General features: G+C 56.6%; 26 protein-coding genes. 18 read left to right on the top strand and 8 right to left on the bottom strand.

What is annotated here, in order from left to right; translation table 11 throughout:
• Nucleotides 1-87 precede the first annotated feature (87 nt).
• The 4 genes from HNI00_RS14825 (at nucleotide 88) to HNI00_RS14810 (ending at nucleotide 3,897) form a co-directional block, all read left to right on the top strand.
• The gene (locus HNI00_RS14825; RefSeq protein ID WP_316787383.1) at nucleotides 88-1,401 is read left to right on the top strand and encodes a branched-chain amino acid ABC transporter permease; all 1,314 of its coding nucleotides are present in this window, start codon (nucleotides 88-90) and stop codon (nucleotides 1,399-1,401) included.
• Nucleotides 1,402-1,567: 166 nt separating this feature from the next.
• Complete coding sequence (locus HNI00_RS14820) at nucleotides 1,568-2,323, top strand: ABC transporter ATP-binding protein (RefSeq protein WP_316787382.1); 756 nt, start codon at nucleotides 1,568-1,570, stop codon at nucleotides 2,321-2,323.
• A gap of 269 nt (nucleotides 2,324-2,592) precedes the next feature.
• Nucleotides 2,593-2,964: a (2Fe-2S) ferredoxin domain-containing protein gene (locus tag HNI00_RS14815; protein ID WP_316787381.1), complete on the top strand. Its 372-nt coding sequence runs from the start codon at nucleotides 2,593-2,595 to the stop codon at nucleotides 2,962-2,964.
• A gap of 132 nt (nucleotides 2,965-3,096) precedes the next feature.
• The gene (locus HNI00_RS14810; protein ID WP_316787380.1) at nucleotides 3,097-3,897 is read left to right on the top strand and encodes an E3 ubiquitin ligase family protein; all 801 of its coding nucleotides are present in this window, start codon (nucleotides 3,097-3,099) and stop codon (nucleotides 3,895-3,897) included.
• A 41-nt stretch (nucleotides 3,898-3,938) separates the two neighbouring features.
• Here the strand turns inward: HNI00_RS14810 and HNI00_RS14805 are convergent, their stop codons facing one another.
• Nucleotides 3,939-4,838, bottom strand: coding sequence for a pentapeptide repeat-containing protein (locus HNI00_RS14805; RefSeq protein ID WP_316787379.1), 900 nt, complete (start codon nucleotides 4,836-4,838; stop codon nucleotides 3,939-3,941).
• 200 nt (nucleotides 4,839-5,038) lie between these two features.
• Nucleotides 5,039-5,194 carry a hypothetical protein gene (locus tag HNI00_RS14800; RefSeq protein WP_316787378.1) on the bottom strand — a complete coding sequence of 52 codons (156 nt, stop codon included), beginning with the start codon at nucleotides 5,192-5,194 and terminating at the stop codon, nucleotides 5,039-5,041.
• 566 nt (nucleotides 5,195-5,760) lie between these two features.
• On the opposite strand from HNI00_RS14800, the gene HNI00_RS14795 reads away from it, so the two are divergent.
• Nucleotides 5,761-6,297 (top strand): P-loop NTPase family protein, encoded by a 537-nt coding sequence (locus HNI00_RS14795; protein WP_172355527.1) that lies wholly within the window; start codon nucleotides 5,761-5,763, stop codon nucleotides 6,295-6,297.
• Between the two features lie 166 nt (nucleotides 6,298-6,463).
• Here HNI00_RS14795 and ppc read toward each other — a convergent pair whose 3' ends face one another.
• Entirely contained in the window at nucleotides 6,464-9,568 is a 3,105-nt protein-coding gene (gene ppc / locus HNI00_RS14790) for a phosphoenolpyruvate carboxylase (protein WP_316787377.1), read from the bottom strand.
• Nucleotides 9,569-9,632: 64 nt separating this feature from the next.
• Here ppc and HNI00_RS14785 point away from each other — a divergent pair, with 64 nt between their 5' ends.
• The gene (locus HNI00_RS14785) at nucleotides 9,633-11,054 is read left to right on the top strand and encodes a recombinase family protein (protein WP_316787376.1); all 1,422 of its coding nucleotides are present in this window, start codon (nucleotides 9,633-9,635) and stop codon (nucleotides 11,052-11,054) included.
• Here HNI00_RS14785 and HNI00_RS14780 read toward each other — a convergent pair.
• Both HNI00_RS14780 and trpS read right to left on the bottom strand, forming a co-directional pair.
• The gene (locus HNI00_RS14780; protein WP_316787375.1) at nucleotides 11,044-11,991 is read right to left on the bottom strand and encodes a methylenetetrahydrofolate reductase; all 948 of its coding nucleotides are present in this window, start codon (nucleotides 11,989-11,991) and stop codon (nucleotides 11,044-11,046) included. The genes HNI00_RS14785 and HNI00_RS14780 overlap by 11 nt on opposite strands.
• Nucleotides 11,992-12,113: 122 nt before the next feature.
• A complete protein-coding gene (gene trpS / locus HNI00_RS14775; protein WP_297076093.1) occupies nucleotides 12,114-13,124 on the bottom strand; it encodes a tryptophan--tRNA ligase in 1,011 nt (336 codons plus the stop codon).
• Between the two features lie 230 nt (nucleotides 13,125-13,354).
• Here trpS and HNI00_RS14770 point away from each other — a divergent pair, with 230 nt between their 5' ends.
• A complete protein-coding gene (locus HNI00_RS14770; protein WP_316787374.1) occupies nucleotides 13,355-13,657 on the top strand; it encodes a hypothetical protein in 303 nt (100 codons plus the stop codon).
• A gap of 190 nt (nucleotides 13,658-13,847) precedes the next feature.
• Here HNI00_RS14770 and HNI00_RS14765 read toward each other — a convergent pair whose 3' ends face one another.
• The 3 genes from HNI00_RS14765 to HNI00_RS14755 all read right to left on the bottom strand — a co-directional run bounded on the left by HNI00_RS14765 (nucleotide 13,848) and on the right by HNI00_RS14755 (nucleotide 16,617).
• Nucleotides 13,848-15,311 (bottom strand): ATP-binding protein, encoded by a 1,464-nt coding sequence (locus HNI00_RS14765; RefSeq protein WP_316787373.1) that lies wholly within the window; start codon nucleotides 15,309-15,311, stop codon nucleotides 13,848-13,850.
• Nucleotides 15,312-15,365: 54 nt separating this feature from the next.
• Entirely contained in the window at nucleotides 15,366-16,127 is a 762-nt protein-coding gene (locus HNI00_RS14760; RefSeq protein ID WP_420156367.1) for a winged helix-turn-helix domain-containing protein, read from the bottom strand.
• A gap of 160 nt (nucleotides 16,128-16,287) precedes the next feature.
• Nucleotides 16,288-16,617, bottom strand: coding sequence for a hypothetical protein (locus tag HNI00_RS14755; RefSeq protein ID WP_172355545.1), 330 nt, complete (start codon nucleotides 16,615-16,617; stop codon nucleotides 16,288-16,290).
• 197 nt (nucleotides 16,618-16,814) lie between these two features.
• On the opposite strand from HNI00_RS14755, the gene aat reads away from it, so the two are divergent.
• The 11 genes from aat (at nucleotide 16,815) to HNI00_RS14700 (ending at nucleotide 23,101) form a co-directional block, all read left to right on the top strand.
• Nucleotides 16,815-17,402: a leucyl/phenylalanyl-tRNA--protein transferase gene (aat, locus tag HNI00_RS14750; RefSeq protein ID WP_316787371.1), complete on the top strand. Its 588-nt coding sequence runs from the start codon at nucleotides 16,815-16,817 to the stop codon at nucleotides 17,400-17,402.
• A gap of 177 nt (nucleotides 17,403-17,579) precedes the next feature.
• The gene (locus HNI00_RS14745) at nucleotides 17,580-17,735 is read left to right on the top strand and encodes a hypothetical protein (RefSeq protein ID WP_316787370.1); all 156 of its coding nucleotides are present in this window, start codon (nucleotides 17,580-17,582) and stop codon (nucleotides 17,733-17,735) included.
• 266 nt (nucleotides 17,736-18,001) lie between these two features.
• Nucleotides 18,002-18,982, top strand: coding sequence for a ribonuclease Z (locus HNI00_RS14740; protein WP_172356698.1), 981 nt, complete (start codon nucleotides 18,002-18,004; stop codon nucleotides 18,980-18,982).
• A 276-nt stretch (nucleotides 18,983-19,258) separates the two neighbouring features.
• Entirely contained in the window at nucleotides 19,259-19,843 is a 585-nt protein-coding gene (locus HNI00_RS14735; RefSeq protein ID WP_297076104.1) for a biotin transporter BioY, read from the top strand.
• 84 nt (nucleotides 19,844-19,927) lie between these two features.
• Complete coding sequence (gene lspA / locus HNI00_RS14730; protein ID WP_068515795.1) at nucleotides 19,928-20,407, top strand: signal peptidase II; 480 nt, start codon at nucleotides 19,928-19,930, stop codon at nucleotides 20,405-20,407.
• A gap of 262 nt (nucleotides 20,408-20,669) precedes the next feature.
• Nucleotides 20,670-21,020: a rubredoxin gene (locus tag HNI00_RS14725; protein ID WP_297076072.1), complete on the top strand. Its 351-nt coding sequence runs from the start codon at nucleotides 20,670-20,672 to the stop codon at nucleotides 21,018-21,020.
• A gap of 154 nt (nucleotides 21,021-21,174) precedes the next feature.
• Nucleotides 21,175-22,194, top strand: a complete 1,020-nt coding sequence (locus tag HNI00_RS14720; RefSeq protein WP_316787369.1) for a photosynthesis system II assembly factor Ycf48 — start codon at nucleotides 21,175-21,177, stop codon at nucleotides 22,192-22,194.
• Nucleotides 22,195-22,334: 140 nt separating this feature from the next.
• Nucleotides 22,335-22,580 carry a cytochrome b559 subunit alpha gene (gene psbE, locus HNI00_RS14715; protein WP_297086041.1) on the top strand — a complete coding sequence of 82 codons (246 nt, stop codon included), beginning with the start codon at nucleotides 22,335-22,337 and terminating at the stop codon, nucleotides 22,578-22,580.
• Nucleotides 22,581-22,596: 16 nt separating this feature from the next.
• The gene (gene psbF, locus HNI00_RS14710; RefSeq protein ID WP_068507271.1) at nucleotides 22,597-22,731 is read left to right on the top strand and encodes a cytochrome b559 subunit beta; all 135 of its coding nucleotides are present in this window, start codon (nucleotides 22,597-22,599) and stop codon (nucleotides 22,729-22,731) included.
• A 9-nt stretch (nucleotides 22,732-22,740) separates the two neighbouring features.
• The gene (locus HNI00_RS14705) at nucleotides 22,741-22,860 is read left to right on the top strand and encodes a photosystem II reaction center protein PsbL (protein WP_172356706.1); all 120 of its coding nucleotides are present in this window, start codon (nucleotides 22,741-22,743) and stop codon (nucleotides 22,858-22,860) included.
• A 121-nt stretch (nucleotides 22,861-22,981) separates the two neighbouring features.
• Nucleotides 22,982-23,101 carry a photosystem II reaction center protein J gene (locus tag HNI00_RS14700; protein WP_068507269.1) on the top strand — a complete coding sequence of 40 codons (120 nt, stop codon included), beginning with the start codon at nucleotides 22,982-22,984 and terminating at the stop codon, nucleotides 23,099-23,101.
• Nucleotides 23,102-23,233 lie beyond the last annotated feature (132 nt).

Raw genomic sequence — 23,233 nt, 5'->3', positions numbered from 1 at the left:
TTTTCGCTCTTCGTTTTTCGTTTTTTCCATCTCTCCCTCCTCTTCCCCGACCTGCTATTCTTCAAGAAAGCTAATTCCCGACTGCTCATGGAAGGGTTTGTTGTCTCGCTGGTCATCTTTGCGGCAATTTTTGCCATTTTTGCTCTGGGGCTGAATCTGCAATGGGGGTTCACGGGGCTAATTAACTTTGGGCAGGTCGCGTTTATGACCATTGGAGCCTATGCGACGGTGCTGCTCAGCTTGCGGGGGGTGCCGCTGTGGCTGGGGGCGCTGATCGGCGCAGTGCTAGCGGCGCTGTTGGGGCTGGGCATTGGTTTGGCGACGCTGCGCCTGCGGGAAGATTATCTGGCAATTGTCACCATCGGCGTGGCCGAGATGGTGCGCCTGATTGCCGAAAACGAGGCCTGGCTGACACGCGGTACGTTTGGACTCCAAAGCTTTCCGCTGCCGCTGGCGACTTGGAACCCCAACTGGCTGGGGCGATCGCTCATGGTGGCAATGCTAACGGCGATCGCCGGGTTGGCCTACTGGCGGTTCTGGCGCTGGCTGCGGCAAACCGTAAAGTCTATTCCTCCGGCACATCTGACCAACGGCGTGGCCCTGTCGCTAGGCTACCTGCTGTCTCTGACGCTGCTGGTGATTGGGCTGGGCTATGCCTCCAGCACGCTCAAGCAACTGGGCACGGTTCCCTACTGGCTGCTGGGGGTGCTGCTGCTGGGGGCAATGGTGGCGCTGGTGTGGTTTTATGTGTGGCTGGGAGCGCTGGCCAAGGCCAGAATTCCTGCCTGGTCTAATAGCTTGGGAACGGTGGCGGCGCTGGTCTGCGCGGCGCTGGGACTCTGGGTCTATGGCTACTCGGCCTCGGCGCTATATCACTACGACCGCAATCCCAGCAAGGCAGGGCTGATGCTGATCTCGGTGGTGCTGCTGGCGGTGATTTTTTGGGCATTAGAACGACTCGTGCGATCGCCCTGGGGCCGCGTCCTCAAAGCCATCCGAGAAGATGAAGCCGTCGCCCGCGCCCTGGGCAAAAACGTCTTTGCCTACAAGCTGCAATCCCTGGCGATCGGCGGCTTTTTGGCCGGCATTGCGGGGTCCCTCTACGCCTGGCAGCTCACCACCGTCTATCCCGATAACTTCCAGCCCCTCGTCACCTTCAACGCCTGGACGATCGTTGTCCTCGGCGGCGCGGGCAACAATGTAGGCACGATTTTGGGAGCCGCCATCTTCTGGGGCTACCAGACCGTCACCCGCTTCTTTTTGCGCGATGTAATTCCCCTCGACGATGCCCGCCTGGGCGCATTCCGCATCATGCTCATCGGTCTGCTGCTGATGGTTCTCATGGTGTGGCGACCGCAGGGCATTTTGGGCAACAAAGATGAGCTAACCCTTGGGAAGTAGGGAGGGAAGAGAGAAGAACGAAGAACGAAGAACGAAAAACGAAAAACGAAAAACGAAACCTCTTCCCTCTTCGTTCTTCTCTCTTCGTTCTTCTCTCTTCTCTCTTCGTTCTTCTCTCTTTCCCCTCTCCCCCCCTCCTATCCCTCCAACATTCCACCCCCCCCTCATGGCTCTCCTGACGGCTACCCAACTTACTAAAACCTTCGGCGGCATCCGAGCGGTGGATTCGGCCTCGATCGAAGTGCCAGAGGGCAGCATCACCGGGCTGATTGGGCCGAACGGGGCGGGCAAGACGACGCTGTTTAATCTGCTGTCGATGTTTTTGCGTCCAGACAGCGGCGAAGTGCGGTTTGCTGAGGAGCCGATTCACGAGCTACAGCCGCATCAGGTGGCGCAGCGGGGGCTGGTGCGGACGTTTCAGGTGGCGCGGGTGTTGTCGCGGCTGTCGGTGCTGGAAAACATGCTGCTGGCGGCCCAAGAGCAGACGGGCGAAAAGTTTTGGAATGTGTGGTGGCGATCGCCCCGCATTGCCCAGGAAGAAGAAGTGCAGCGCGAGTATGCCTGGAACATCCTGGAATCCATCGGACTGGCGCACAAAGCCCATGACTACGCGGGTTCTCTATCGGGCGGCCAGCGCAAGCTGCTGGAGTTGGGGCGGGCGCTGATGGTCAAGCCCCGGCTGATTTTACTAGATGAACCCGCCGCAGGCGTAAATCCGACGCTGATCAACCAGATTTGTGAACATATCCAAGCGTGGAACCGTCAGGGCATCACCTTCCTGGTGATTGAACACAATATGGACGTGGTGATGTCGCTGTGCGATCGCGTCTGGGTGATGGCAGAAGGACGCAACCTGGCATCGGGCACCCCCGAAGAAGTGCAAAACAATCCGCTGGTGCTAGAAGCCTACTTGGGTCAATAGCCCACGATTGCTAATGTCTCTAATGTCTTTCACGTCTATTACCAATCTATATACCAATAGGACTTACGCAGTTGGACGATTTCTTGAGGGCTGTGCCTGCGAAAAATCGTCCAGAATGCGGAGAACTTATCGCAAGTACGTAAGTCCTGGCCGATCTTGCCAACAGCAATTGGCATGGGCACAGGTTCTTGGCAGGTGGCAACTCCGCAAATTAATGAATAAGCTGTGAGTAGAAATCTCTACGCATCGCGGCACTGATGGCGGAACCCATGTTTGAGACTCCTCAGCCCACCTCGCAAACTGAATCCCCCCAAGCTGAATTACCCGGCAAACAAGCAACCCCGCTAAAGCGACGCTGCGTTTCGGTCTGTCAATATCGCTCCTGCGAACGGAGCGGGTCGGCGGCGGTGCTGGCGGCGTTTCGGGAGGCAAATCTGCCGGGGGTGCTGATCAGCGCTAGCGACTGTATGGGGCAGTGTGCCTCTGGGCCAACGGTGCGCGTCACGCCAGACAACGTGTGGTATTGCCGGGTAAAGCCGGAAGATGTGGGGGCGATCGCCACTCAGCATCTCCAGCACGACGAACCCGTAGAGCGGCTGCTGCATCCCCGGTTTCATCCCCGGTTTGATTTTGCAGATTAGGTTGCGAGTTTTATCCTGTAGCGGCATCGAATTTGAGAGGAAGTGTATAGATGTCTGGAGTTGACGAGACTCTGACCAGGGTTCAGGGCATCCTAAACACGTCCCCTTAAACGCTAGGTCTGGAGTCGAGCTATGGTGCTGCTAACAGTCGGCGCAATTTTGCTGATTGCGGGAGTCGTGCTGATTTTTGTAAAACGCCACCACAGCGGCCGGGCCTTTTGCCTCAAGGTGTCGCGGCCGGCGACGGTGGCCGAACTGGAGAAAGTGTCGGCAGAGATTGCCCAGGAAATTGGCGGCGGCAACTGGCGCGAGTATGTGCGGCTGTCGGGCGTGGTGCAGTGCGATCGCCCCCTCACCTCCCAACTGGCGCAGCAGCCCTGCGTTCATTACCACATGACCGTGCGGCGCGAGTATGAGGAAACCGTGGTTCGCCGCGACAAGGACGGCAACGAAGAGCGCAGCACCGAACGCGGCTCGGAAACCGTCGCCAGCCACGAGCAATCGACACCCTTCATGCTGAAAGATGACACCGGGGCGATCGCCGTTGACCCCAACCAGGCTGAGTTTGAGACGGTAACCGTGCTGGATGAATTTCGGCCTGAATCGCCCGGCAACTTTATTTCCTTTGGCGGCTTTTCGCGGGCGCTCAGTCCGCTAGGAGGCAACCGCCGCACGCTGGGCTATCGCTACCAGGAAGTGATTGTACCCGTGGAACGGCGAGTGACGGTGGTGGCGACGGTGAGCGATGCGGGCAATGGTCTGACCTTGCAGCGCCCGACCGAATCGGGGAAACAGTTCATCATCTCGCTCCGCAATGCCGAAGAACTAACGAAATCTGCCGAGCGCAACGCCAAAGCCAGCGACTTGGCGATGAAGTATTGTTTGGTGGGTGGGGCTGTGCTGGCGATCGCCGGACTGGTCACGGGCTTTTAGGTCGATTTGCGATTTTAGAATGCCAGCCGAGCGTCTGCTGCTCACAGATTTCTGGCAAACGGCATCAGGTCTTCGGTGGTTTCCAGGTTAGCCGTCACTTCCAACTCCTCACCGGGCTGCGTCGGCGAGTAGCTTTCCAGGGCGATCGTGCCGTTCAGCATTGCGCCATCGAGCTGGGCCGCCGTCAGGTTCACCTGATCGAGCGTAACGTGCCACAGCTCCGCCTCTCGCAGGTCTGCCCAGATGAGCCTCGCCCGTTGCAGATTGCTGTCCTGCAAATAGGCATGGCGCAGGTTTGCCCCGCTCAAGTTGGCATCGTGCAGCACGGCCCGGCTCAGGTCGGCTCCTATCAAGCTGGCGTTTTCCAGGTTTGCCCCTTGCAGTTGAGTCCCTTTTAGGTCGGTCAGCGCTAGGTTTGCATCTCGCAGGTCGGCTTCGCTGAGGTCGGCCCCACTGAGGTCGGCTCCGCGCAGGTCGGCCCCCTGAAGCTTGGCTCGACGCAGGGTTGCCTGGGTCAGATCTGCCCCTTGCAAATCCGCATGTTCTAATATGGCTCCCGTCAGCTTGGCGCAATGCAGGTTTGCCAGCCCCAGCGCTGCCCGGACAAGCACACAGCGGATCAGGCTGGCTTCCTGCAAATTGGCATCTTGCAGATTGGCTCCGGTGAGGTTGGTCTGGTACAGGTCGGCGCGATAAAGATTGGCGCTTTCCAGAATCGCATTGCTGAAATCGGCCTGGCTCAGGTTGGCAAAGCTGAGGTTGGTCTGGCGGAGTTCGGCTCGCTGCAAGAGGCAGCCCCGCAGCAGCACCCGGCTTAGGTCAAGCTCTGGCAACCGCGCATCAGACAAGTCCAGCCGCCCCGCTTCGGGATGGGTCAAACACCATTGGTTCCAAATGCTGACACCTGTTTTCAGCAGCGCCAGCAGGTCAAAATCTGCCATGAGGAGAGCGCGAGGGGGCGGGGGGTAAAGGATCTGGGCAGGGATTACGAGGTTTGGTTAAAAGCTGTTCGTCTTACAAGCGTGTGACTGAAGGCTTGTCCTAACCATTTCTGTAGCCCCAAGTTTTGGCCCCTTTCACTGCCGTACAGAACTTTTCTGGCGTTTGCAGCCCTGACCCGGATGAAACTGGGCGATCGCCCCTAATTGCTCAAGCAGGCTGCCCAAAAAGCAGGCTGCTCAAAAAGCAGGCTGCCCAAAAAACAGCGGTGTCTGGCAATTTTGACGCTATGCTTCGGCGATCGCCACTTGGTTTCGCCCAGATTGCTTAGCCGGATAAAGAACCCGATCGGCGGCATCTAGCAAGGTTTTGGGATGTGTGTCCAATTAGCCAAGCAGGTATCGCCAAAGTTGGGCGTGGCGTGTGAGCTAATGGACAATTCAAATCTCGCTGGTGATCCTGGGCAGCGAAGAAATGATCTGGCAGGGGCGATCGCTCAAAAACCTACAGCGCCTAATGCCGACCATGCAAGTGGAGTGGGCTTAGGCAGGATTAGGAGATAACGCTTGACGCGATCGCAGATGTAGTGTTTCATAGAGGCAAAGTGCAGTTGATCACGCTACATTTTGTTTTGTGAACCTCTGTGCCAACTGCTTAATAAAGCTCGTTTGGGTGCATCTTGTCGGCAAATTGCGTTAATACTAGCGTATTGGTCTGCGGGCGTATCTGTTTTTGGGCAGTTTTTTTTGCAGCGCCAGGTAGCGTTACGTAGCGCCATACAACGTCCTTGGTCAATGCCTTAACTTAATGCCTTATTGGGCGATCGCCCAACTGAAGCGCTCCTGAAGCGCTCCTGAAACGCTGGCATAAACACGCTGCGATCGCACGTTTTGCGCCCCCATCTTCCCCTATTGGTCAGTGTTCATGGTTTCTCAAGTTGAGACCTCGGTTTCAGATTTCACCCGCCCCCTCTCTCATACGGTGGAAGGATTGGTGCAGGTGTTTACCTGTCCCCACCGCAGCTTTTTTACCAGCGTGATGGCGCAGGCGCTCCGCATTGCGGGGCAGGGAACGCCTGTGCTAGTAGTGCAGTTTCTCAAAGGCGGCATTGGGCAGGGGCAGGCACACCCAGTGCGACTGGGGCAGCACCTCGACTGGCTGCGCTGCGACCTGCCCCGCTGCATCGATACGCCCCAACTTGAGGATGGCGAAGCGGAGGCATTGCAGGAACTGTGGCAGCACACCCAGGACGTGGTGCGGTCGGGCCAGTATGCGCTGGTGGTGCTGGATGAACTCAGTCTGGCGATTAAGTTTGGGCTGATTCCAGAATCTGAGGTGCTGGAGCTTTTGAAAAACCGACCCCGCCAGGTCGATTTAATCCTGACGGGGCCAGAGATGCCTGAGTCAATTCTGGATCGGGCGGATCAGATTACAGAATTGCGCCGCAGCCATCGCCCGTAGCGATCGCCGTTAGACCTCTTGCGTAAATCGTTGGGAAGCATCGCCGCCCAACGATTCACGCTCTCAGCGATCTCGCCATGATATTTGCCTTTACGTGATTTGCCCTTACGTGTAATGTCTCGTGTACGTCGCGCACGAGACATTACCATCGAGAGATTACATATTTTCAGCCTGTGTTTCGCATTCCGGCGGCGATGCCGTTGATGGTGAGCAGTGCGCCGCGCAGCAGTTCGCCTCGGCTATAGCGCGAACGGATTACGCCGGAGGCGGCGCTGGTCTTGTGCTGGCGCAAGCGCTTCAGCAGGGAGACTTGCAGGAAGCCGAGGGGAACGATTGTGCTGTTGCGGAGTTGCACCGAGCGCTGGAGGTCGGGGTCACCATCGAGCAGGCGCTCATGGCCGGCGATCGCCAGCACCAGCCCCTTGGTCAGGTGATACTCGTTGCGGATCTGCTCAAACAGCCGCTCAAACCGCTCCCGGTCTTCGGGCTGCGACAACTGCTGGACATAGTGACTGGCGATTTGCAAGTCCACCTTTGAAAGGGTCATTTCGCATTTGGAAATCACCATCTTAAAGAAGGGCCACTTGTAGTAGAAGTAGCGCAACAGCTTCAGGTTTTCCTCTGGCTCCTCTTGCAAGAATTCGTTAATCGCCGTGCCCACGCCATACCAGGAGGGCAGCAGGAAGCGCGTCTGCGTCCAGCTAAACACCCAGGGAATGGCCCGCAGGCTGCCCAGGTCTTTTTTGCCGCCGCGCCGAGCAGGCCGGGAGCTAATTTGAAGCTGGCTGATTTCCTCAATCGGCGTGACCTGGTGGAAGAAATCGACAAAATCCGGCTGTTCGTAGATCAAGGAGCGGTAGTGGGAGCGCGATCGCGTCGCCAGTTCCTCCATAATTTCGTGCCACGGCTGGATATCGTCAAACCCGTTTCGCAGCAGGCTCGCCTGCACCACCGCCGCCGTGATGGTTTCCAGGTTATACAGCGCCAGTTCCGGCAGGTTATATTTCGAGGCCAGCACCTCGCCTTGCTCCGTAATTTTGATGCGGCCGTCGATGCTGCGACCCGGCTGAGCCAGAATCGCTTCGTAGGCCGGCCCGCCGCCGCGACCCACGGAACCGCCGCGCCCGTGGAAGATCCGGAGGGAGATGCCGTAGGTTTCGGCCATCGCCTGCAACGACTGTTGGGCCTTGTGGATTTCCCAATTGCTGCTGAGGAAGCCGGAGTCTTTATTACTGTCGGAATAGCCCAGCATGATTTCCTGGAGCGAGGCCCTCTGCGGCAGCGTACTCCTGGAGCCTGCAATATCCACCTTTTGTCCCGTCTCTTCTCGCTGGCGCTCGGCATAGCCGCCCGATAAATACGCCCGATAGAGCGGCAGCTCAAATAGCTCTCTCATGACCGACGGGGCGCGGAGCAGGTCTTCTACCGTTTCAAACAGCGGCACCACGTTGATTGCGCCGCTGCCCGTGGCGGGGTCGTAGATGCCTGCCTCCTTGGCCAGCAGCAGCACCTCCAGCAGGTCGCTGGCGTGGTGGCTCATGCTGATGACGTAGGTCTGGCAAATGGCAGGGCCAAACTCCTGATGCAGCTTGCGAACCATGCGGAAGGTTTGGATGGTTTCGCAGGTTTTTTCGGAGAAAGGCAGTTCCGACGGGATTAGCGGGCGACGGGTTTTTAGCTCGGTGGCCAGCCAGTGCGATCGCTCTTCCTCCGTCATCTCGTGGTAAGACTTGGGCAGAATTTGCAGGTATTCCGCGATTTCGGCGATCGCATCCGAGTGGCGACTGCTTTCCTGGCGGATATCCAGGTGGGCCAGGTTAAAGCCGTAAATTTCCACCTGACAAATCAGATTCTCCAAATCTCGGCAGGTCAGGCCCGTTTCCTCCAGATTTCTGCGAATCAGTTGCAAATCTGCCAGAAAGTCATCACCAGAGCGATAGAGCGTCGCCGGGTTATAGTCCGGAGACTCATCGTTGAAATAGTCGCCGTTGTAGAGCTTGCGGCTGCGCTCACAGGTATTTTCCAGCCGCTTCTGGATATAGCTCAGCTTCAGGCGATAGGGTTCCTGTCGATAGCGGATGGCAAGCTGTTCGTAGACTTCGGGCATCTGCGCTTGGTCTTGCTCCAGCGACTCTAGCAGGTCGGGCAAGACATCGCTCCAGTGCAGCGACAGGCTCAGCAGGTTGATCAGGTGCTTCACCGACTGAATGTATTTTGCCAGCACTAGGTTACGTTGATAGCAGGCAGTTTTCCAGGTGATTTCCGGGGTAACGGATGGGTTGCCATCCCGGTCAGACCCCACCCAAGAGCCAAACTTGCAGAAGTTATAGCGGGGCGGATGTAGCCCTGGAAAAGTCGCTTCCAGCGCCGCACGGAAGCGGTAGTAGAGGTGGGGGATCGCGTCAAACAGCACTTCCTGGAAGTAGTGCAGCGCATAGTCTACCTCGTCCAGCACCGTCGGCTTGAACTGGTGCAGTTCGTCGGTGCGCCACCATAGGCGAATTTCTTCGGTCAGTTGTTCCCGCAGCGTTTCCGTTTCCCAGGATGAGGACAAGCTCAGCATCCGCATACTGTCTTCGGCAGTATCGAGCTGGCGCAGGATTTTGGCGATGCGGCGCTGCTTGTCGCGGATGGTGTGGCGGACGATTTCTGTCGGGTGGGCAGTGAAAACTAGGCGAATGTCGAGGTTGTCGATCAGATTTTGGATCTGGCGTGGCGGCACGTTGAGGTTGGCTAGCTTGGGAAATAGCCCCCGGAACGTACTCATTTCTCGGCGCAGGGCAGTTTCTTCTCGCAAGCTGCGCTCTAGCATGTCAGCACTGAGTCCGGCAGTTTGGGTCTCAGACTCGGACTGGCTTTCTTCGGAGGCGGTGGCAACATCGTAGGAGGCGCGATATTGCTGCTGCTGTCCGCGCTGTTCGTAGTGCTGTTCGACGATGTTGATCAACTGGAAATAAAGCGCAAAGGCGCGAGCAGCCCGAATAGCATCGTTGAGATCCAGCTTTTCGATCACCGCCAGGGCGATCGCCTCTCCCTCTTCTGGCGCTTGCCCTTCTGGAGAGCAGACTAAGCGCAGTTGCTGCAACAGGTCAACTAACTGCTGGCCACACTCTTGCTGAAGCACCGACTCCCATAGTTCTTCAACCAGCTTCAGCCGATGGCGAAGAAACAGATCTGTAGCTGAAGTGGCTGAAAGGGGCTGGTCGTCTCGATCTTCTGTGGCAGTGCCGGTGCTAAAGGCATCATCCGACGAGTGGAGGATGGAACTCATGGCGTGTCCTGGCTGGATTATTCGATAATTTTAGGAGGTTTTTAATGGTGCTAGGAAAAACACCATGAAAATCATCGCTTATTCTTACGCTGATCCGAGGTTCGAGACTGTACCCAATGCATCACTTAAGGTTTCCTTTAATGATTCCGCTGGTGGTTCTGCATGGTGGGCGATCGCAGATCGAGTCTACCAGGATTACTCAGGATTGGATGCTGCGACGGATCATCCTGCCTCGAATCCTGCGACAAATCGCGGTGAAAACGGCATCCCCCCCGGCGCTGCCCATCGACCGCAGTGGCAACAGCTTGTGCAGGATTGCCAGGAGAACCCGCCGGACGCAGTGCTGGTTCGTCAGCTATCGGATTTGGGCGAGTCGGTGGCGGAGGTGGGCGATCGCCTGGCCGAGCTAGAGGCGCTCCATATTCCGCTACGAATTGCAGGCGCTGATCCCCAGGCTCCTGCGCCCTCGCCTGCGGAACTGTTGCAGCAGTTTCAAACGCTCCAGTCTGCCCAGCATCGCCAGCGCATTCAGCAGGGCCACGCCCGCAACCGCATCCAGGCCCAGCCGCCGCCAGGAAAAGCGCCCTATGGCTATCGGCGGGGCAAGGATCGCTACGTGCTGGATCGGACGACGGCCCCAGTGGTCAAGGATTTCTTCGACCATTTTTTGCTCTATGGTTCGCTGCGCGGCAGCATCCGCTATTTGCAGCAGAAATACAACAAGAAAATTTCTAGCTCCACGGGCAAGCGCTGGCTCACCAGTCCGGTCTATCGCGGCGATCTGGAATATCACACAGGCGAGGTCGTGCCCGATACGCATCCGGCGATCTTGCCCAGGGCTGAGGCGGCCCAGGTGGATCGCATTTTGCGGCGAAATCGCAAGTTGCCGCCCCGGGCCGCCAGTGCCCCGCGATCGCTCTCTGGGCTGGTCACTTGCGGCGAGTGCCAGTCGGCTTTGCGGGTGTGCAGCGTGACGCGCCCCCGCCAGTCCCAGAGCTATCTCTACCTGCGCCCTGCGGCCTGTCCCCGTGCGAAAAAATGTGGGGCGATCGCCTACGAGTCCGTGCTGCAAGCCACCTTCCAGCGCATTTGCAGCGACCTGCCGCGCCTAGTTTCGGGCACACCCCTGCCCGATGTGGAACAGATGCAGCAGGCGATCGCCGCTCAGATCCACACGCGCCAAACCTGGCTGGGTCAACTGCCCGATCTGGTGCAGCAGGGCATTCTGGATCAGCAAACTGCCGACCTCCGCGCCTATACGCTGCGAACCGAAATTGCCCGCCTGCAAACCCAGATCGACCAATTACCTCCAGCAAACCTGAGGGCGATCGCCCAGGTCATCTCGCTGCCTCAGTTCTGGCTTGACCTGTCAGAGTCTGAGCGCCGCGCCTATTTCCGCGAATTTCTGCGGCAAATCGTGCTGGAGCGCGAGGGAGAAGCGTGGCAGGTAAGGCTGGTATTTTTGCTAGAGCAGCCTAACTTTTGACCGCTGATACTTTTCCCAACCCCGCCCGTGCCAAAATCTCTGGAATTAGGTCTTCCCGCTTCACCGCCATCATGTGAACGCCCTGGCAGAGTTGCCGCGCCATCTGCACCTGCTCAGCGGCGATCGCCACACCTTCTTCTAGCGGATGGGCCGCTTTTTCCAGGCGATCGATGATGTGTTGGGGAATCTGGGCACCGGGCACATTCTTATTAATAAACTGGGCATTTTTGGCAGACTTCAGCAAAAAAATGCCTGCCAGAATCGGCCGATTGCAGCCCGCCGCAACCTGGTGCATGAACTTGTCCAGTCGGTCAAAATCGGTAATCAACTGACTCTGGAAAAACTGCGCCCCCGCCTCGACCTTCCGCTCAAATCGGCGCTGGAGTCCCGACCAGCTTGGACACTGCGGATCGACCGCTGCCCCAGCAAAAAAGCTGGTCGCCCCATCCGTCAGCGGCTTCTCGTTAATATCCAGCCCCGCATTGAGGTTGCCGATCAATCGCAGCAGCCGCACCGATTCCAGGTCAAACACGGGCTTGGCATCTGGATGATCGCCCGCCTTGATCGGGTCACCCGTCAGCGCCAGCACATTGCGAATGCCCAGCGCCTGCGCCCCCATCAGGTCTGCCTGTAGCCCGATCCGATTGCGATCGCGGCAGGCCACCTGATAAATCGGCTCGATGCCCTCCCGCAGCAGCAGCGCCGCCGACACCAGCGACGACATCCGCAGCACCGCCCGACTGCCGTCGGTAATGTTTACCCCATGCACCCAGTCCTTCAGCAAATGCGCCATTTGCAGCATATGCGTCGGGTCGCAGCCCTTCGGCGGCATCACCTCAGCAGTGATCAAAAATTCTCCAGACCGGGCAGCCGCTTGCAGGCGGGTTGAAGGAGCCAGAGATCGGGGTTCAGCAGGCAGGGATGAAGAGGTAACCATAATCAGCGGATTCTAATAACTTGGGGCATCGAGATTTCAGGGGCAATTTAACTAAGGATGATCAAGATTCATAGCCCGACCCCTGTTCGCGCAAGCGCTGCGGAGCAATCTCCCTGACCCCTTCAAACGGGCAAAGCGTATCCCAGCGCCTTTTTCACTTTGGTTAGCGTGATATTGGCGATCGCCTCTGCCTTTTCTTTGCCCTCATGCAAGACCTGCTGCAAATAGCCCGGTTCGCCCATAATCTCGTGATAGCGATCCTGAATCGGCTTCAGTGCAGTAATCATCGTCTCCGTCAGCAGCGGTTTGAACTGCCCCCAGCCCATCTCGGCACATTCCTTCGCCACTTCGTCCTTCGTCTTACCCGACAGGATCATGTAAAGCGTCAGCAAGTTAGTGCATTCCGGGCGTTCAGGATTGTCAAACTCCAGTCCGCGAATCGGATCAGTTTTGCAGCGCTTGATCTTGCGCTGAATCTCTTCGGGCGAATCCAGCAGGTTGATTCGGCTCAACTCTGACGGGTCAGATTTTGACATCTTCTTCGTGCCGTCGGTCAGGCTCATTACTCTTGCGCCCTCAGCGCGAATCATCGGCGTAGGCAGCTTCAGGATCGGCGCATCCTCGCGGCCAAACTGGTAGTTGAGTCGGGCAGCAATGTCGCGGGTGAGTTCTAGATGCTGCTTCTGGTCTTCGCCGACGGGTACTTTGTCAGGTTCGTATAGCAGGATGTCTGCCGCTTGCAGTACGGGATAGCTAAGCAGGCCAGCGCCGACGTTTTCGCCCTGTTTCACGGCCTTTTCCTTGAACTGGATCATGTCTTCCAGCCAGTTCAGCGGCGTAATGCACATCAACAGCCAGGCCAACTCTGCGTGGGCGGGCACATGAGACTGCACAAAGATGGTGGCGTGTTCTAGGCTAATGCCGCTGGCGAGGTACGATGCGGCGACTTTGTAGGTGCTTTCGGCCAGTCGTGTGGGATCGTGGGGCACAGTAATGGCGTGCAAATCCGCCATAAATAGATAGCTGTCGTAGTCTTCCTGAATTTCGACCCAGTTGCGAATGGCTCCGAGGTAGTTGCCCAAGTGCAACTCACCCGTTGGCTGAATGCCAGAGAGAACGCGCTGCTTGCCCATGAAACTGTTTGCTGATGAAAGTATCTTGACAGTGAGGACGGCGGAAGCCTAAGAAAGCGTTATACCCGCGTGTTTTCAACCATAACCCAAATAGCGTTTTGGGATGTAGCTGTCGTACGGATGGGCAAACCTGAGAAATCTGCGGGTTGCGAATCCCGATTGCCCACCCCCATAATGAAGTAAATGTTACGAAATTGTAAAACTTGTAAGAAATAATTCACAGCGCCCCCATGACTTATGCTTCTTCCGACTCGATGACGCAAGCCCTGGCGGAATGCATCACCCTGCTGCAAGATCTACAAACTCATGCAGCAGCCAACGATGCGTTTGATCAACTGAAAGCCCAAATTGCCGAATCGAATCCGGCAATGGCTAATCTGCTGGAAATGTTGTGGCGAGAGGCAGTGGCAGGGCGGCGATCGGCTGCGTTTTGGCAGCAGATTTGCGACGTGGAGCGCGACCTGACCGAAAACCTGTCGGCAAACCACTTTCAGCTTCAGCAAAACTATCTGCGCCTGATGCAAGAGCAATAGCCTGGGGCGCTCGAATGAGATTGGGTAAATCCTGACAACCACGACCGAACAGTGCAGACCTGCGCCCACAGGTCTTCGCTATTGCATGAATGGCATTGCGCTGAGGTTTGTTCCAGCTTAGTGGATTAAAGCTCAGTGGTTTGCCAGCGTGATCCCAGCACGGCTCTGTTCTGCTTTATTCCAATCTGCTCTATTCCAATCGGCTTGCGGAACCCACATCAGCCCTTGGCTCTTCATAGAGCTTGATTTCCAGCTCGTCCGGTGGCTGTTTGTGAGGCTCCGGTTCTAGCCCGTCCTGCGGTAGCCAAATCCGCAGCCACGCGCCGCCTGTTTCCGGATGGTTGCTGGCCAGCACCATGCCTTGATGGGCTTCCACGATTTGCCGAACGATTGCCAGACCCAGACCGCTGCTGGTGCGGTGGTATGGCTCGGCTTCACTCGAATGAGATGAATTTGAATGAGATGCATTCGACGCTTCGGAACTGGCAGAGCGGTTGGGTGGCAAGCGCGATCGCGCTGGGTCGGCCCGATAGAACCGCTCAAACACATGGGGTAAGTCTTGCTCCGCAAACCCGGTTCCTGCATCAAACACCTCCAGCCAAACGCCCGTTTCGGGGCGACTGTGGGTAGACTCTTCTGCAAGGCCTGTGCTGATTCGTACCGTGACCGTTTCCCAGGGCGGACTGTATTTAATGCTGTTGTCTAGCAAGTTCATCAGCACGCGATAAATTCGGGCCTCATCGATCTGCACCGGCAAAGACTCGGGCCCCTGATAGCTCAATTGCACCTGCTTTTTGCGAGACAACGGCTCCAGATTGAGCCAGGCCGCCTGCACCAGGTCGGGCAGATTAACCTGTCTCAGATGCAGGCATTGAGACGATTCGCGGTCGATCAGCGCCAGGTCTAGCAAGTCTTGCACCAGGTCACTGAGACGAATAGATTCCCCAATTAGCCGATTGACCCAACCGCGCAGCGCTGGATCGAGCCGAGTTTGCAGTGTTTCGGCAATCAGTCGGATAGAGGTGAGGGGGGTTTTTAGCTCGTGGGCGACATCGGAAGCCCAGCGATCAAGCTGCTGCCTGAGCTGCACCGCTTCTTGACGGCTTTCCAAAAACACGCCGACATGCTGCTTGGGCATGGGAACCGCATAGCCCCGCAGCACGTAAGAGCGCTGGCGAGTCAGCTGCAACACGTCTGGACTGACGGGGTAGAACACCCAGTCTTTCTGGCATAGCGTTTTGGAATTGCGGGCTTGCTCCACGAGGTCGTCTAGCTCGTAGGAGCGCACCAGTTCCAACAGCAGGCGAGGACTTTCGGACTGGTTCAGCGGCGCGGGGGTGAGGTCTAAGAGCGATCGCGCTTCAGAGTTGCACCAGACCAGGCGGTTTTCATCATCGAGATGGAGATAGCCAACGGGCGCAGCCTCCAAAATAGAGCGGTAGGTAGACACCTCCGCCTCCAACTGCTGCTGAACCCGCTGCTGGCGGGCCACCGTCAGGGCAAGCTGAGACGTAGCCGAAAAGGGAGAAGTTTCCACATCTGCGGCCCGCAGCTCCCGGAGCAGTCGGGTGAGGCGCTGGCGCTGGCGAACCTGCTGCCAGCATAGTAGCCCCAAACCAATGAGCAGCCCCAGCAAGAAATCGAGAATACCCACCGCAGATCCTTTGAGAGTACCTCTGAACGTCCCCAATCAGCCGCCCCAGGGCGCTTAGCCGAAGCGATAGCCAAACCCGCGCACCGTAGTCAGATATTCGGGGTGGCTGGGGTCTAGCTCTAGCTTTTCGCGCAGCCAGCGAATGTGGACATCCACCGTCTTGCTGTCGCCCATGAAATCAGGCCCCCAAACCTTTTCGATGAGCTGCTCTCGCGACCACACGCGCCGGGGATGGGTCATAAACAGTTCCAGGATGCGGAACTCTTTGGGCGAGAGGTTGATGGCTTCACCGCGCACCGTCACGCGACACTCTTGCGGAAACAAGGTGATGTCTTGAAACCTCAGATTTGCATCCCCAATCTGGGGCTGGGCCTGGCGATGGCGACGCAGCAGCGCTCGACAGCGGGCAATCAGTTCCCGCATTCCGAAGGGCTTGGTGAGATAGTCATCTGCGCCCACTTCTAACCCAACCACGCGATCGGTTTCACTGCCTTTGGCGCTGAGGATGAGAATCGGTACAGTGCTGCCGTTGTGGCGGATCAGACGGCACAGATCCAATCCGTTCACGTAGGGCAACATTAAGTCCAAAATGATCAGGTCAATCTCAAACTCGGCATACTCGCCGTCGTCGGCGCGAGTCATGATATCCAGCGCGGCCCGCCCATCCTCTGCCACAAGTACGTCGTAGCCTTCGTCGCTGAGGGCGAGCTTAATCGTCTCACGAATGAGTTCTTCGTCTTCCACCAGCAGCACGCGACCGAGCTTGACATCGGTCTGAAGCAGCTTGCTATCTAGCGCTGGGGTGTCCTGAATCATGGAGGCCATGAATTTTTCGCGGTGAATCTTCAGGCCAATCTTACCAAATTGGTCGAAACAGATTGAGGGCGATCGCCCGCGCAATTTTAAGGAATCCTTAAAACTGGTCAGAAAGCCTGCACTAAGTCTGCACTAAGCCTGCGTCCAGCCTGCGCCCTACTCAACCGCCGCAGCAGCGATCAATCCCCAGACTGTCTAGCAGCAAATCGCTGACTGCATTGGCCACAGCAAACTCGCTAAAAAAACTGTGGGAAAAGTCAAACGCCTGCATTTCCGTCACCAAGGCAATTACCAGCGACCCCAAATCTGTTTCCCCTTCCATGCGATGTCGCACAAACACCTGCGCCGCCCGTCGGGCAATCTCTGCATTCACTGCTTCGGGGATAAACTCTTCGTCGAGCCAGCGGTGCAGCGCCGCCTGGAGCCATTCGCCCTCCTGCTGGGGATGGGTCGCCACGGGCAGGGTAATTGCTGGGATCGGTTCAGCCATAAGCAATTCTGAGGCAACTTCGAGTCTGATGCAACTTTGAGACAAATTTTTGAGACAAGTTTTTGAGACGAATTTGAGACAAGCTTGAAATACGTCGCGTTTGAAATTCGTGTTTGAGATTCGCGTTTGAAAGTCGCGTTTGAAATAACTTCGCGCCTGACTCAGCGATTTCGCAGTCTGTTCCGTAGGATGAGGGTATGACCTGGTATCAGTATGACATTGAGGCGATCGTCCAGCGCTATGCCCAGGGATATTTCTTGATGGCAGAAGACACGGGCGACTCGCTGGGTTGGTATTCCAGCCAGCAGCGGACGCTGATCCCGCTGGATGATCGGTTTCGGTATCCGCGATCGCTCCAGCGGGTGCTGAACCAAAACCGCTTTTCGGTGGCGATCGATCGCGCCTTTTCAGAGGTTGTAGATGGCTGCGCCGACCGCGACACCACCTGGATCTCCAGCGAACTGAAGGTGATTTATCAGGAACTCCATCGCGCGGGCTATGCTCACAGCTTTGAAACCTGGCAGGGCGATGAGTTGGCGGGCGGCATTTTGGGGATTATTGTCGGCGGTGCGTTTATTGGCGAGTCGATGTTTTATCGAATTCCCGACGGGTCGAAGGTAGCGATGGTGAAGCTGGTGGAGCGATTGCGCGATCGCCAGTTTATCCTCTTCGACGCGCAAATGATGAACCCCCACCTGGCCCGCTTTGGAGCCTACATCGTCAGCAACCGCGAGTATCGCAAGCTGTTGCAGCGGGCCGCCGAGATCCGTCCCTCGCTGCTTTAGGGGCCAAACCATCACAGAGGCGATCAGCCGTTGCGCGACTCAGCTCGGTATCTTTCCAAAAGCGATATCGGGTAATGCCCTGCTGGTCCAAGAGATCCTTGATTTTGTTCTTTGCGCCCATCCCATCATCTTGCCAGCATTCTCATATATGAGGTATGTGAGGGCTACTGCGACGTAGTGAAGAAGACTGGCGATCCCTACCTGCAACCGCTGGCGGATTACCTAGAGCGATCGCCCAACGACGAAATCTCAACGCGGGCGATCGCCATTGGCAATCTGATGATTGAAGGTAACTACTCAGGCTTAAAAGAATCCCTATTTTCTGAGAGTTGACTTGGGAAGCAGATGGGCACCTCGATTAATTGCCTTATTGAGAATTTTAGGAGTCTTAAACCCTTTTTTCTCGTAGCCATTCTCAAGAGGATCTGAATTTTTCGAGGTGCCCAAAACAATGCCTAGCATCAGCGCAAGATCCAGAAGCCTGCGAGATTGGTGCAATATAAAAGGGAAAGAGTAAGCTTTGGGCAAGTCATATAGCCTGCAACTGACTTGCCCAGTCGGATATGAAACACGTTGAGCATGGGGGATAAAGTCGGGCTTTGCAAATTACGTTTTTGGGAACCAGTTCGGGGGTGCCAACGCGATCGCGCAATGTGTCGAGCATCGCGCTGCAACTGCCGCAGCGGGCAGAAACCTGGCTGTTTGACTGTGGCGAAGGCACTCAGCATCAGATTTTGCGGAGCGATATCCGCATCAGCCAGATCAGCCGCATTTTTATTACCCACATGCACGGCGACCACATCTACGGGCTGATGGGGCTGCTGTCGAGCATTGGGCTGGCGGGCAACCCCACGCGCATCGATGTCTATGGCCCGCCGAAGCTGGATGACTATTTGCGGGCCTGCGGTCGCTATTCCCAGACCCACTTCTCCTATCCCGTCAAGGTTCACACGGTCGAACCGGGCGTGGTGTTTGAAGATGCCGAGTATGTGGTGAGCTGCGAGGCGCTGACGCACCGCGTTCCAGCCTTTGGCTATCGCGTATCAGAAAAAGACCGACCCGGCCGGTTCAACGTAGAACAAGCCGAGGCGCTGGGCATTCCCTCTGGCCCGCTCTATGGTCGGCTGAAACGGGGGGAAGTGGTGACGCTGCCCGACGGCCGCCAGATCAATGGCGCAGATCTCTGCGGCGAGGTGCAAATCGGGCGCAAGTTTGTCTATTGCACAGACACCATTTACTGCGACAGTGCGGTGGAACTAGCGCGGGATGCCGATGTGCTGGTTCACGAAGCGACGTTTGCCCATCAAGATGCCGAACTGGCCTATCAGCGGCTCCATTCCACCTCCACCATGGCGGCGCAGGTGGCGCTGAATGCGGGCGTGCAGCAGCTCATTATGACCCATTTCAGCCCGCGCTATGCCCCTGGAAATGCGATCGCCCTCGAAGATTTGCTCACCGAGGCCCGCGCTATTTTCCCAAACACCCTCATGGCGCAAGATTTTTACACCCACGAAATTCCGCGCCGTCGCCCTGCCGCCCTCACGGCCAGTCGCCGCCCCCCATCCCCGTCCCGACGCTAACCCAGCCACTGCATCTCTCAACCCTTCGTCCCTAAAACCCAAAATCCAAACCTCCAGATTCATTTAGAACCTAAGCGGTCGGACAATTTCTCGCGGGCTGCGCCCGCGAGAAATTGTCCAAAATCCAGACAACCTATCGCAAGTGCGTAAGTTCTGTCATTCTATTTCTCGTTCGGGCTTACTATAGAGTCTGAGGTTTTGGGCAATCGCTTGACACATCTACGAACCCGTCTCCGTCCGCTGCCATTTCCTACCCCCAGGCTGCCTGTGCGTCGCATGATCGCCCCCACCGATTTGCTTTGGGCCCTGATCGGGTTGGTGTTGACGATTGGCGGCACGTTTCTTCGGGCTTCGATTACCAATGCCCCGTGGGAGTGGGCACACAGCGGACTGCAAACGCACTCGCTGGGGGTGACGTTTCAGCTTGGGGCGGTGCTGCTGGTGGGGTGTCTGGGGGGGCGCAACGCAGCAGCCATGTCTCAGATTGCCTACGTGCTGCTGGGGCTGACGTGGTTCAATATCTTCGCCCAAGGCGGCGGGCTGGAGTATATTCATCGTCCCAGCTTTGGCTATTTGCTGGGGTTCATCCCTGGCGCGTGGATTTGTGGAGCGCTGGCGTTTCGCGTGCCGCCCCGGCTGGAGTCGCTGGCTTTTAGCTGCCTGTGTGGGCTGGTGACGGTGCATCTGGTGGGTATGACCTATTTGGCGATCGCCCATTCCAGCAACTGGCTCCTGGCTCCCACGCTGCCGCTGGGCCAGCTTCTCATCCTGCATTCCCTCCAGCCACTCTTGGGGCAACTGGCAATTTTGTGCGCCGTCACGGTCATCTCCTTTGCCCTGCGACATCTCTTGTTCTACTGATGCAAATCTAAATTTCTGCAAACTGACCCTCTTGCCTGACGGCACTCCGCTTCTCTCTGGCTGCGCTTGACTTACTAAATGACCATGCCGATTAAAAACTTTCTCTTTTGGGCAGCAGCCGTGTTGGGGGTCGTCTTTGACCAGATCACCAAGATGGCGATCGCCCAAAACATGACGCTCACCGATCCACCCCAAACCATCCCGCTCTGGGCCGGTGTGTTTCACATCACCTACGTCACCAACAAAGGCGCAGCCTTTAGCTGGTTTAGCGAAGATGGAAGCTGGCTGCGATGGCTGTCGCTGGGGGTCAGTCTGGCCCTAGCAGCGCTGGCAATTTGGGGGGCACGGCTGCCTCGCTGGGAGCAGTTGGGCTACGGGCTGATCATGGCAGGCGCAGTCGGCAACGGCATCGACCGCTTCATGCTAGGAGAAGTGATCGATTTCCTAGACTTTCGCCTGATCCGGTTCCCCATCTTCAACTTTGCCGATGTCTTCATCAACCTGGGCATCCTCTGCCTGCTCTTCGTCGCCTTCGGCCCCAGCAGCAGCGACAAAAAATCCTGAACACCCAGCGCATCACCTTCCTTCTTCGGTTTTCCTTCTTCGTCAGGACTTATGCCCTTGCGATAAGCTCTTTGGATTTTGGACAATTTCTCGCGGGTTGCGCCTACGAGAAATTATCCAACTGCGTAAGTCCTATTCATTTTTCCTTCTTCGTTCTTCCTTCTTCCTTCTTCGTTCTTCATACCCCCCCTCCACCGATCCCCCGCTGTGTCATAATCATTTACATAAATTCTCATCTTGGCCAGGGGAGGCCCGTAGAGCGATGAGTGGTGTAGAAAGCAGTGCAGAGGCAATCGATCCAAGAACGCTCGACCGCCACGAGTGCGGCGCTTGCGGCTATATCTATGAGCCAGTCAAAGGCGATAGCCTGGGCAAAATTGCAGCCGGAACCCCGTTTGAAGAACTGCCAACCGACTGGCGCTGTCCCGTTTGCGGGGCCCGCACCGCTCGGTTTACAAACATCGGGCCAGCGGGTAGCCCCTCTGGTTTCAAGGAAAACCTGGGCTACGGATTTGGCGTGAACACGCTCACACCGGGTCAGAAGAATTTGCTGATTTTTGGTGGGCTGGCGATCGCCGTTCTGTTTTTCCTCAGCCTCTACGGCTTGCAGTAGGAGAAGTTTGGAGTCATATATTTTGGAGTCATATACAGCGACTCCGCTCTGGCGACTCCACTCGACAAGCCCGCTTCAGAGGTATTCCAGCCCCAAACCCCTCAGTGAACCTCCTATTCAACGTTAGCCAACGCGCACAGCGCCCAACAGTTCGATGAATCGACTTCTCCTCTCCTTCCGACGCATTCTCATTTTGCTGGCGGTTCTGGTTCTGTCTACCGGATGCTCCCGGGGCTACCTGCCATCCATGAGTTTTAACCCCTGGCAGGTGGTCGAGTTGCCAACCACTGCGACGCTCTCAGACGTGGCGTTTGTTGGCAATTCGCCTCACGGCTGGCTGGTGGGCAAATCGGCGACGCTGCTGGAAACGCAGGACGGTGGAAAAACCTGGGAACTGCGATCGCTCGATCTGGGCGATGACTTGTCCTACAGCTTCACATCCGTCAGCTTTGCTGGAGAGGAAGGCTGGATCGCGGGGCAACCCTCAATCTTGCTGCACACGACCGATGGCGGCAAGTCCTGGCTGCGGGTGCCGCTGAGCGCCCAGCTACCGGGTTCGCCAAACACGGTAAAAGCGCTTGGCCCCAAGACTGCTGAAATGACCACTGATATCGGAGCCATCTACCAAACCAAAGACGGCGGACGCTCCTGGCAGGCATTGGTGCAGGAAGCAGTCGGCGTAGTTCGCAACATCTCTCGGTCGGACGATGGGCGCTATGTGGCGGTTTCGGCCCGTGGAAACTTCTACTCCACTTGGGAGCCGGGTCAGGATGCCTGGCAGCCGCACAATCGAACCAGCTCCCGCCGATTGCAGAATATGGGCTTTGCTAAAGATGGTCGGCTCTGGCTGCTGGCGCGGGGTGGGCTGGTGCAGTTCAGCGATTCCGAAGATTACGAAGCCTGGGGAGAGCAGGTCGCGCCGGAGTTTGCCACAAGCTGGGGCTTGCTCGATCTGGCCTATCGAACTCCTGACGAGATTTGGGTCGCGGGCGGCAGCGGCAACCTGCTTTACAGCAACGATGGTGGACAAACCTGGCAAAAGGATCGCGCGGTCGAAGACGTGCCTTCCAACTTCTACAAAATCGTGTTTGATTCACCGGAGCGTGGTTTCATTCTCGGCCAAGAGGGCAACCTATTGCGCTACGATGCAGACGCGGCTGCCAAAGCAGCTTAGCCAACGCAGTTTGATCGAATGCTGAATCTAATGTCGAATCTACAGCGATGAGCAAGAGATAGCTTTACAAGGTTGTGACTCTTCCCCTGCTCTCGTATGATAAAAGTTATGATTTCGTAGTTTCTTTGGGAGGGATCTGAATGGCTGGCAGCACTGGAGAACGTCCATTCTCAGACATTGTTACAAGCATCCGGTATTGGGTAATTCACAGCATCACCATTCCGGCTTTGTTTATTGCTGGATGGCTGTTTGTCAGCACGGGTTTGGCCTACGACGTGTTTGGCACGCCGCGTCCGAATGAATACTTCACGCAAGAGCGTCAAGAACTGCCCATTGTGCAAGATCGGTTCACGGCAAAAGAGCAAATCCAGGAATTTTTGAAGTAGCAAGCGACAGTTTATTATGACGAGCAACAATCCCAATCAGCCTGTTTCTTACCCTATTTTTACCGTTCGCTGGCTGGCGGTTCACACGCTGGCCGTTCCCTCAGTGTTCTTCCTGGGGGCGATCGCCGCAATGCAGTTTATCCAGCGATAGGAGAGCAACATGGAACGCACACCGAATCCAAACAACCAGCCTGTCGAGCTAAACCGCACGTCCCTGTATCTGGGTCTGCTGCTGGTGTTCACGGTTGGTATTCTTTTTTCTAGCTACTTCTTCAACTAGGGCGATCGCTTGTTAGCCGAAATGAGTTTTCATACCAGCTAACAAGCTGTTCTAGTATCCAGATTTCAGATTCGATTTTGCTGTGTTTTTGGTCAGGTTAGGAGAGTTTCGGAGAGACATTATGTTGTCAAATGGCAGAATTCCGCTGTGGGTTGTCGGGACGATTGCGGGCCTTGGCGTGATTGCAATCGTGGGTCTGTTTTTCTATGGTGCCTACGCAGGCATTGGTTCTTCGATCTAGAAAAATCGACTCTAGAAAAATCGACTGAGAAAAGTTGACGAAAGTTGACGATTGAAGCACGCCCTGATGCGGCAGGTTTCTGATCAGAATTTCTCTTGAATATTTGTCTTGAATCGTAGGCTCCAGTTGGCG

Origin of the sequence: Thermoleptolyngbya oregonensis NK1-22 (assembly GCF_032705245.1) — a bacterium.
GTDB classification, from domain to species: Bacteria; Cyanobacteriota; Cyanobacteriia; order Elainellales; family Elainellaceae; genus Thermoleptolyngbya; species Thermoleptolyngbya sichuanensis.
The sequence above is the reverse complement of the archived record's forward strand: the minus strand, read 5'-3'. Positions and strand labels throughout refer to the sequence as shown.

Coding starts and splice junctions, on each gene's coding strand:
- HNI00_RS14810 (WP_316787380.1), top strand. CDS start 3,097: ATGGTGCTGCTAACAGTCGGCGCAATTTTGCTGATTGCGGGAGTCGTG.
- HNI00_RS14705 (WP_172356706.1), top strand. CDS start 22,741: ATGGAACGCACACCGAATCCAAACAACCAGCCTGTCGAGCTAAACCGC.
- HNI00_RS14780 (WP_316787375.1), bottom strand. CDS start 11,991: ATGGTTACCTCTTCATCCCTGCCTGCTGAACCCCGATCTCTGGCTCCT.
- HNI00_RS14795 (WP_172355527.1), top strand. CDS start 5,761: ATGGTTTCTCAAGTTGAGACCTCGGTTTCAGATTTCACCCGCCCCCTC.
- lspA (WP_068515795.1), top strand. CDS start 19,928: ATGCCGATTAAAAACTTTCTCTTTTGGGCAGCAGCCGTGTTGGGGGTC.
- HNI00_RS14700 (WP_068507269.1), top strand. CDS start 22,982: ATGTTGTCAAATGGCAGAATTCCGCTGTGGGTTGTCGGGACGATTGCG.
- HNI00_RS14815 (WP_316787381.1), top strand. CDS start 2,593: ATGTTTGAGACTCCTCAGCCCACCTCGCAAACTGAATCCCCCCAAGCT.
- HNI00_RS14785 (WP_316787376.1), top strand. CDS start 9,633: ATGAAAATCATCGCTTATTCTTACGCTGATCCGAGGTTCGAGACTGTA.
- HNI00_RS14800 (WP_316787378.1), bottom strand. CDS start 5,194: ATGCCGCCGATCGGGTTCTTTATCCGGCTAAGCAATCTGGGCGAAACC.
- HNI00_RS14825 (WP_316787383.1), top strand. CDS start 88: ATGGAAGGGTTTGTTGTCTCGCTGGTCATCTTTGCGGCAATTTTTGCC.
- HNI00_RS14805 (WP_316787379.1), bottom strand. CDS start 4,838: ATGGCAGATTTTGACCTGCTGGCGCTGCTGAAAACAGGTGTCAGCATT.
- HNI00_RS14770 (WP_316787374.1), top strand. CDS start 13,355: ATGACTTATGCTTCTTCCGACTCGATGACGCAAGCCCTGGCGGAATGC.
- HNI00_RS14820 (WP_316787382.1), top strand. CDS start 1,568: ATGGCTCTCCTGACGGCTACCCAACTTACTAAAACCTTCGGCGGCATC.
- HNI00_RS14720 (WP_316787369.1), top strand. CDS start 21,175: ATGAATCGACTTCTCCTCTCCTTCCGACGCATTCTCATTTTGCTGGCG.
- HNI00_RS14725 (WP_297076072.1), top strand. CDS start 20,670: ATGAGTGGTGTAGAAAGCAGTGCAGAGGCAATCGATCCAAGAACGCTC.
- aat (WP_316787371.1), top strand. CDS start 16,815: ATGACCTGGTATCAGTATGACATTGAGGCGATCGTCCAGCGCTATGCC.
- HNI00_RS14755 (WP_172355545.1), bottom strand. CDS start 16,617: ATGGCTGAACCGATCCCAGCAATTACCCTGCCCGTGGCGACCCATCCC.
- ppc (WP_316787377.1), bottom strand. CDS start 9,568: ATGAGTTCCATCCTCCACTCGTCGGATGATGCCTTTAGCACCGGCACT.
- HNI00_RS14760 (WP_420156367.1), bottom strand. CDS start 16,127: ATGATTCAGGACACCCCAGCGCTAGATAGCAAGCTGCTTCAGACCGAT.
- psbF (WP_068507271.1), top strand. CDS start 22,597: ATGACGAGCAACAATCCCAATCAGCCTGTTTCTTACCCTATTTTTACC.
- HNI00_RS14735 (WP_297076104.1), top strand. CDS start 19,259: ATGATCGCCCCCACCGATTTGCTTTGGGCCCTGATCGGGTTGGTGTTG.
- trpS (WP_297076093.1), bottom strand. CDS start 13,124: ATGGGCAAGCAGCGCGTTCTCTCTGGCATTCAGCCAACGGGTGAGTTG.
- psbE (WP_297086041.1), top strand. CDS start 22,335: ATGGCTGGCAGCACTGGAGAACGTCCATTCTCAGACATTGTTACAAGC.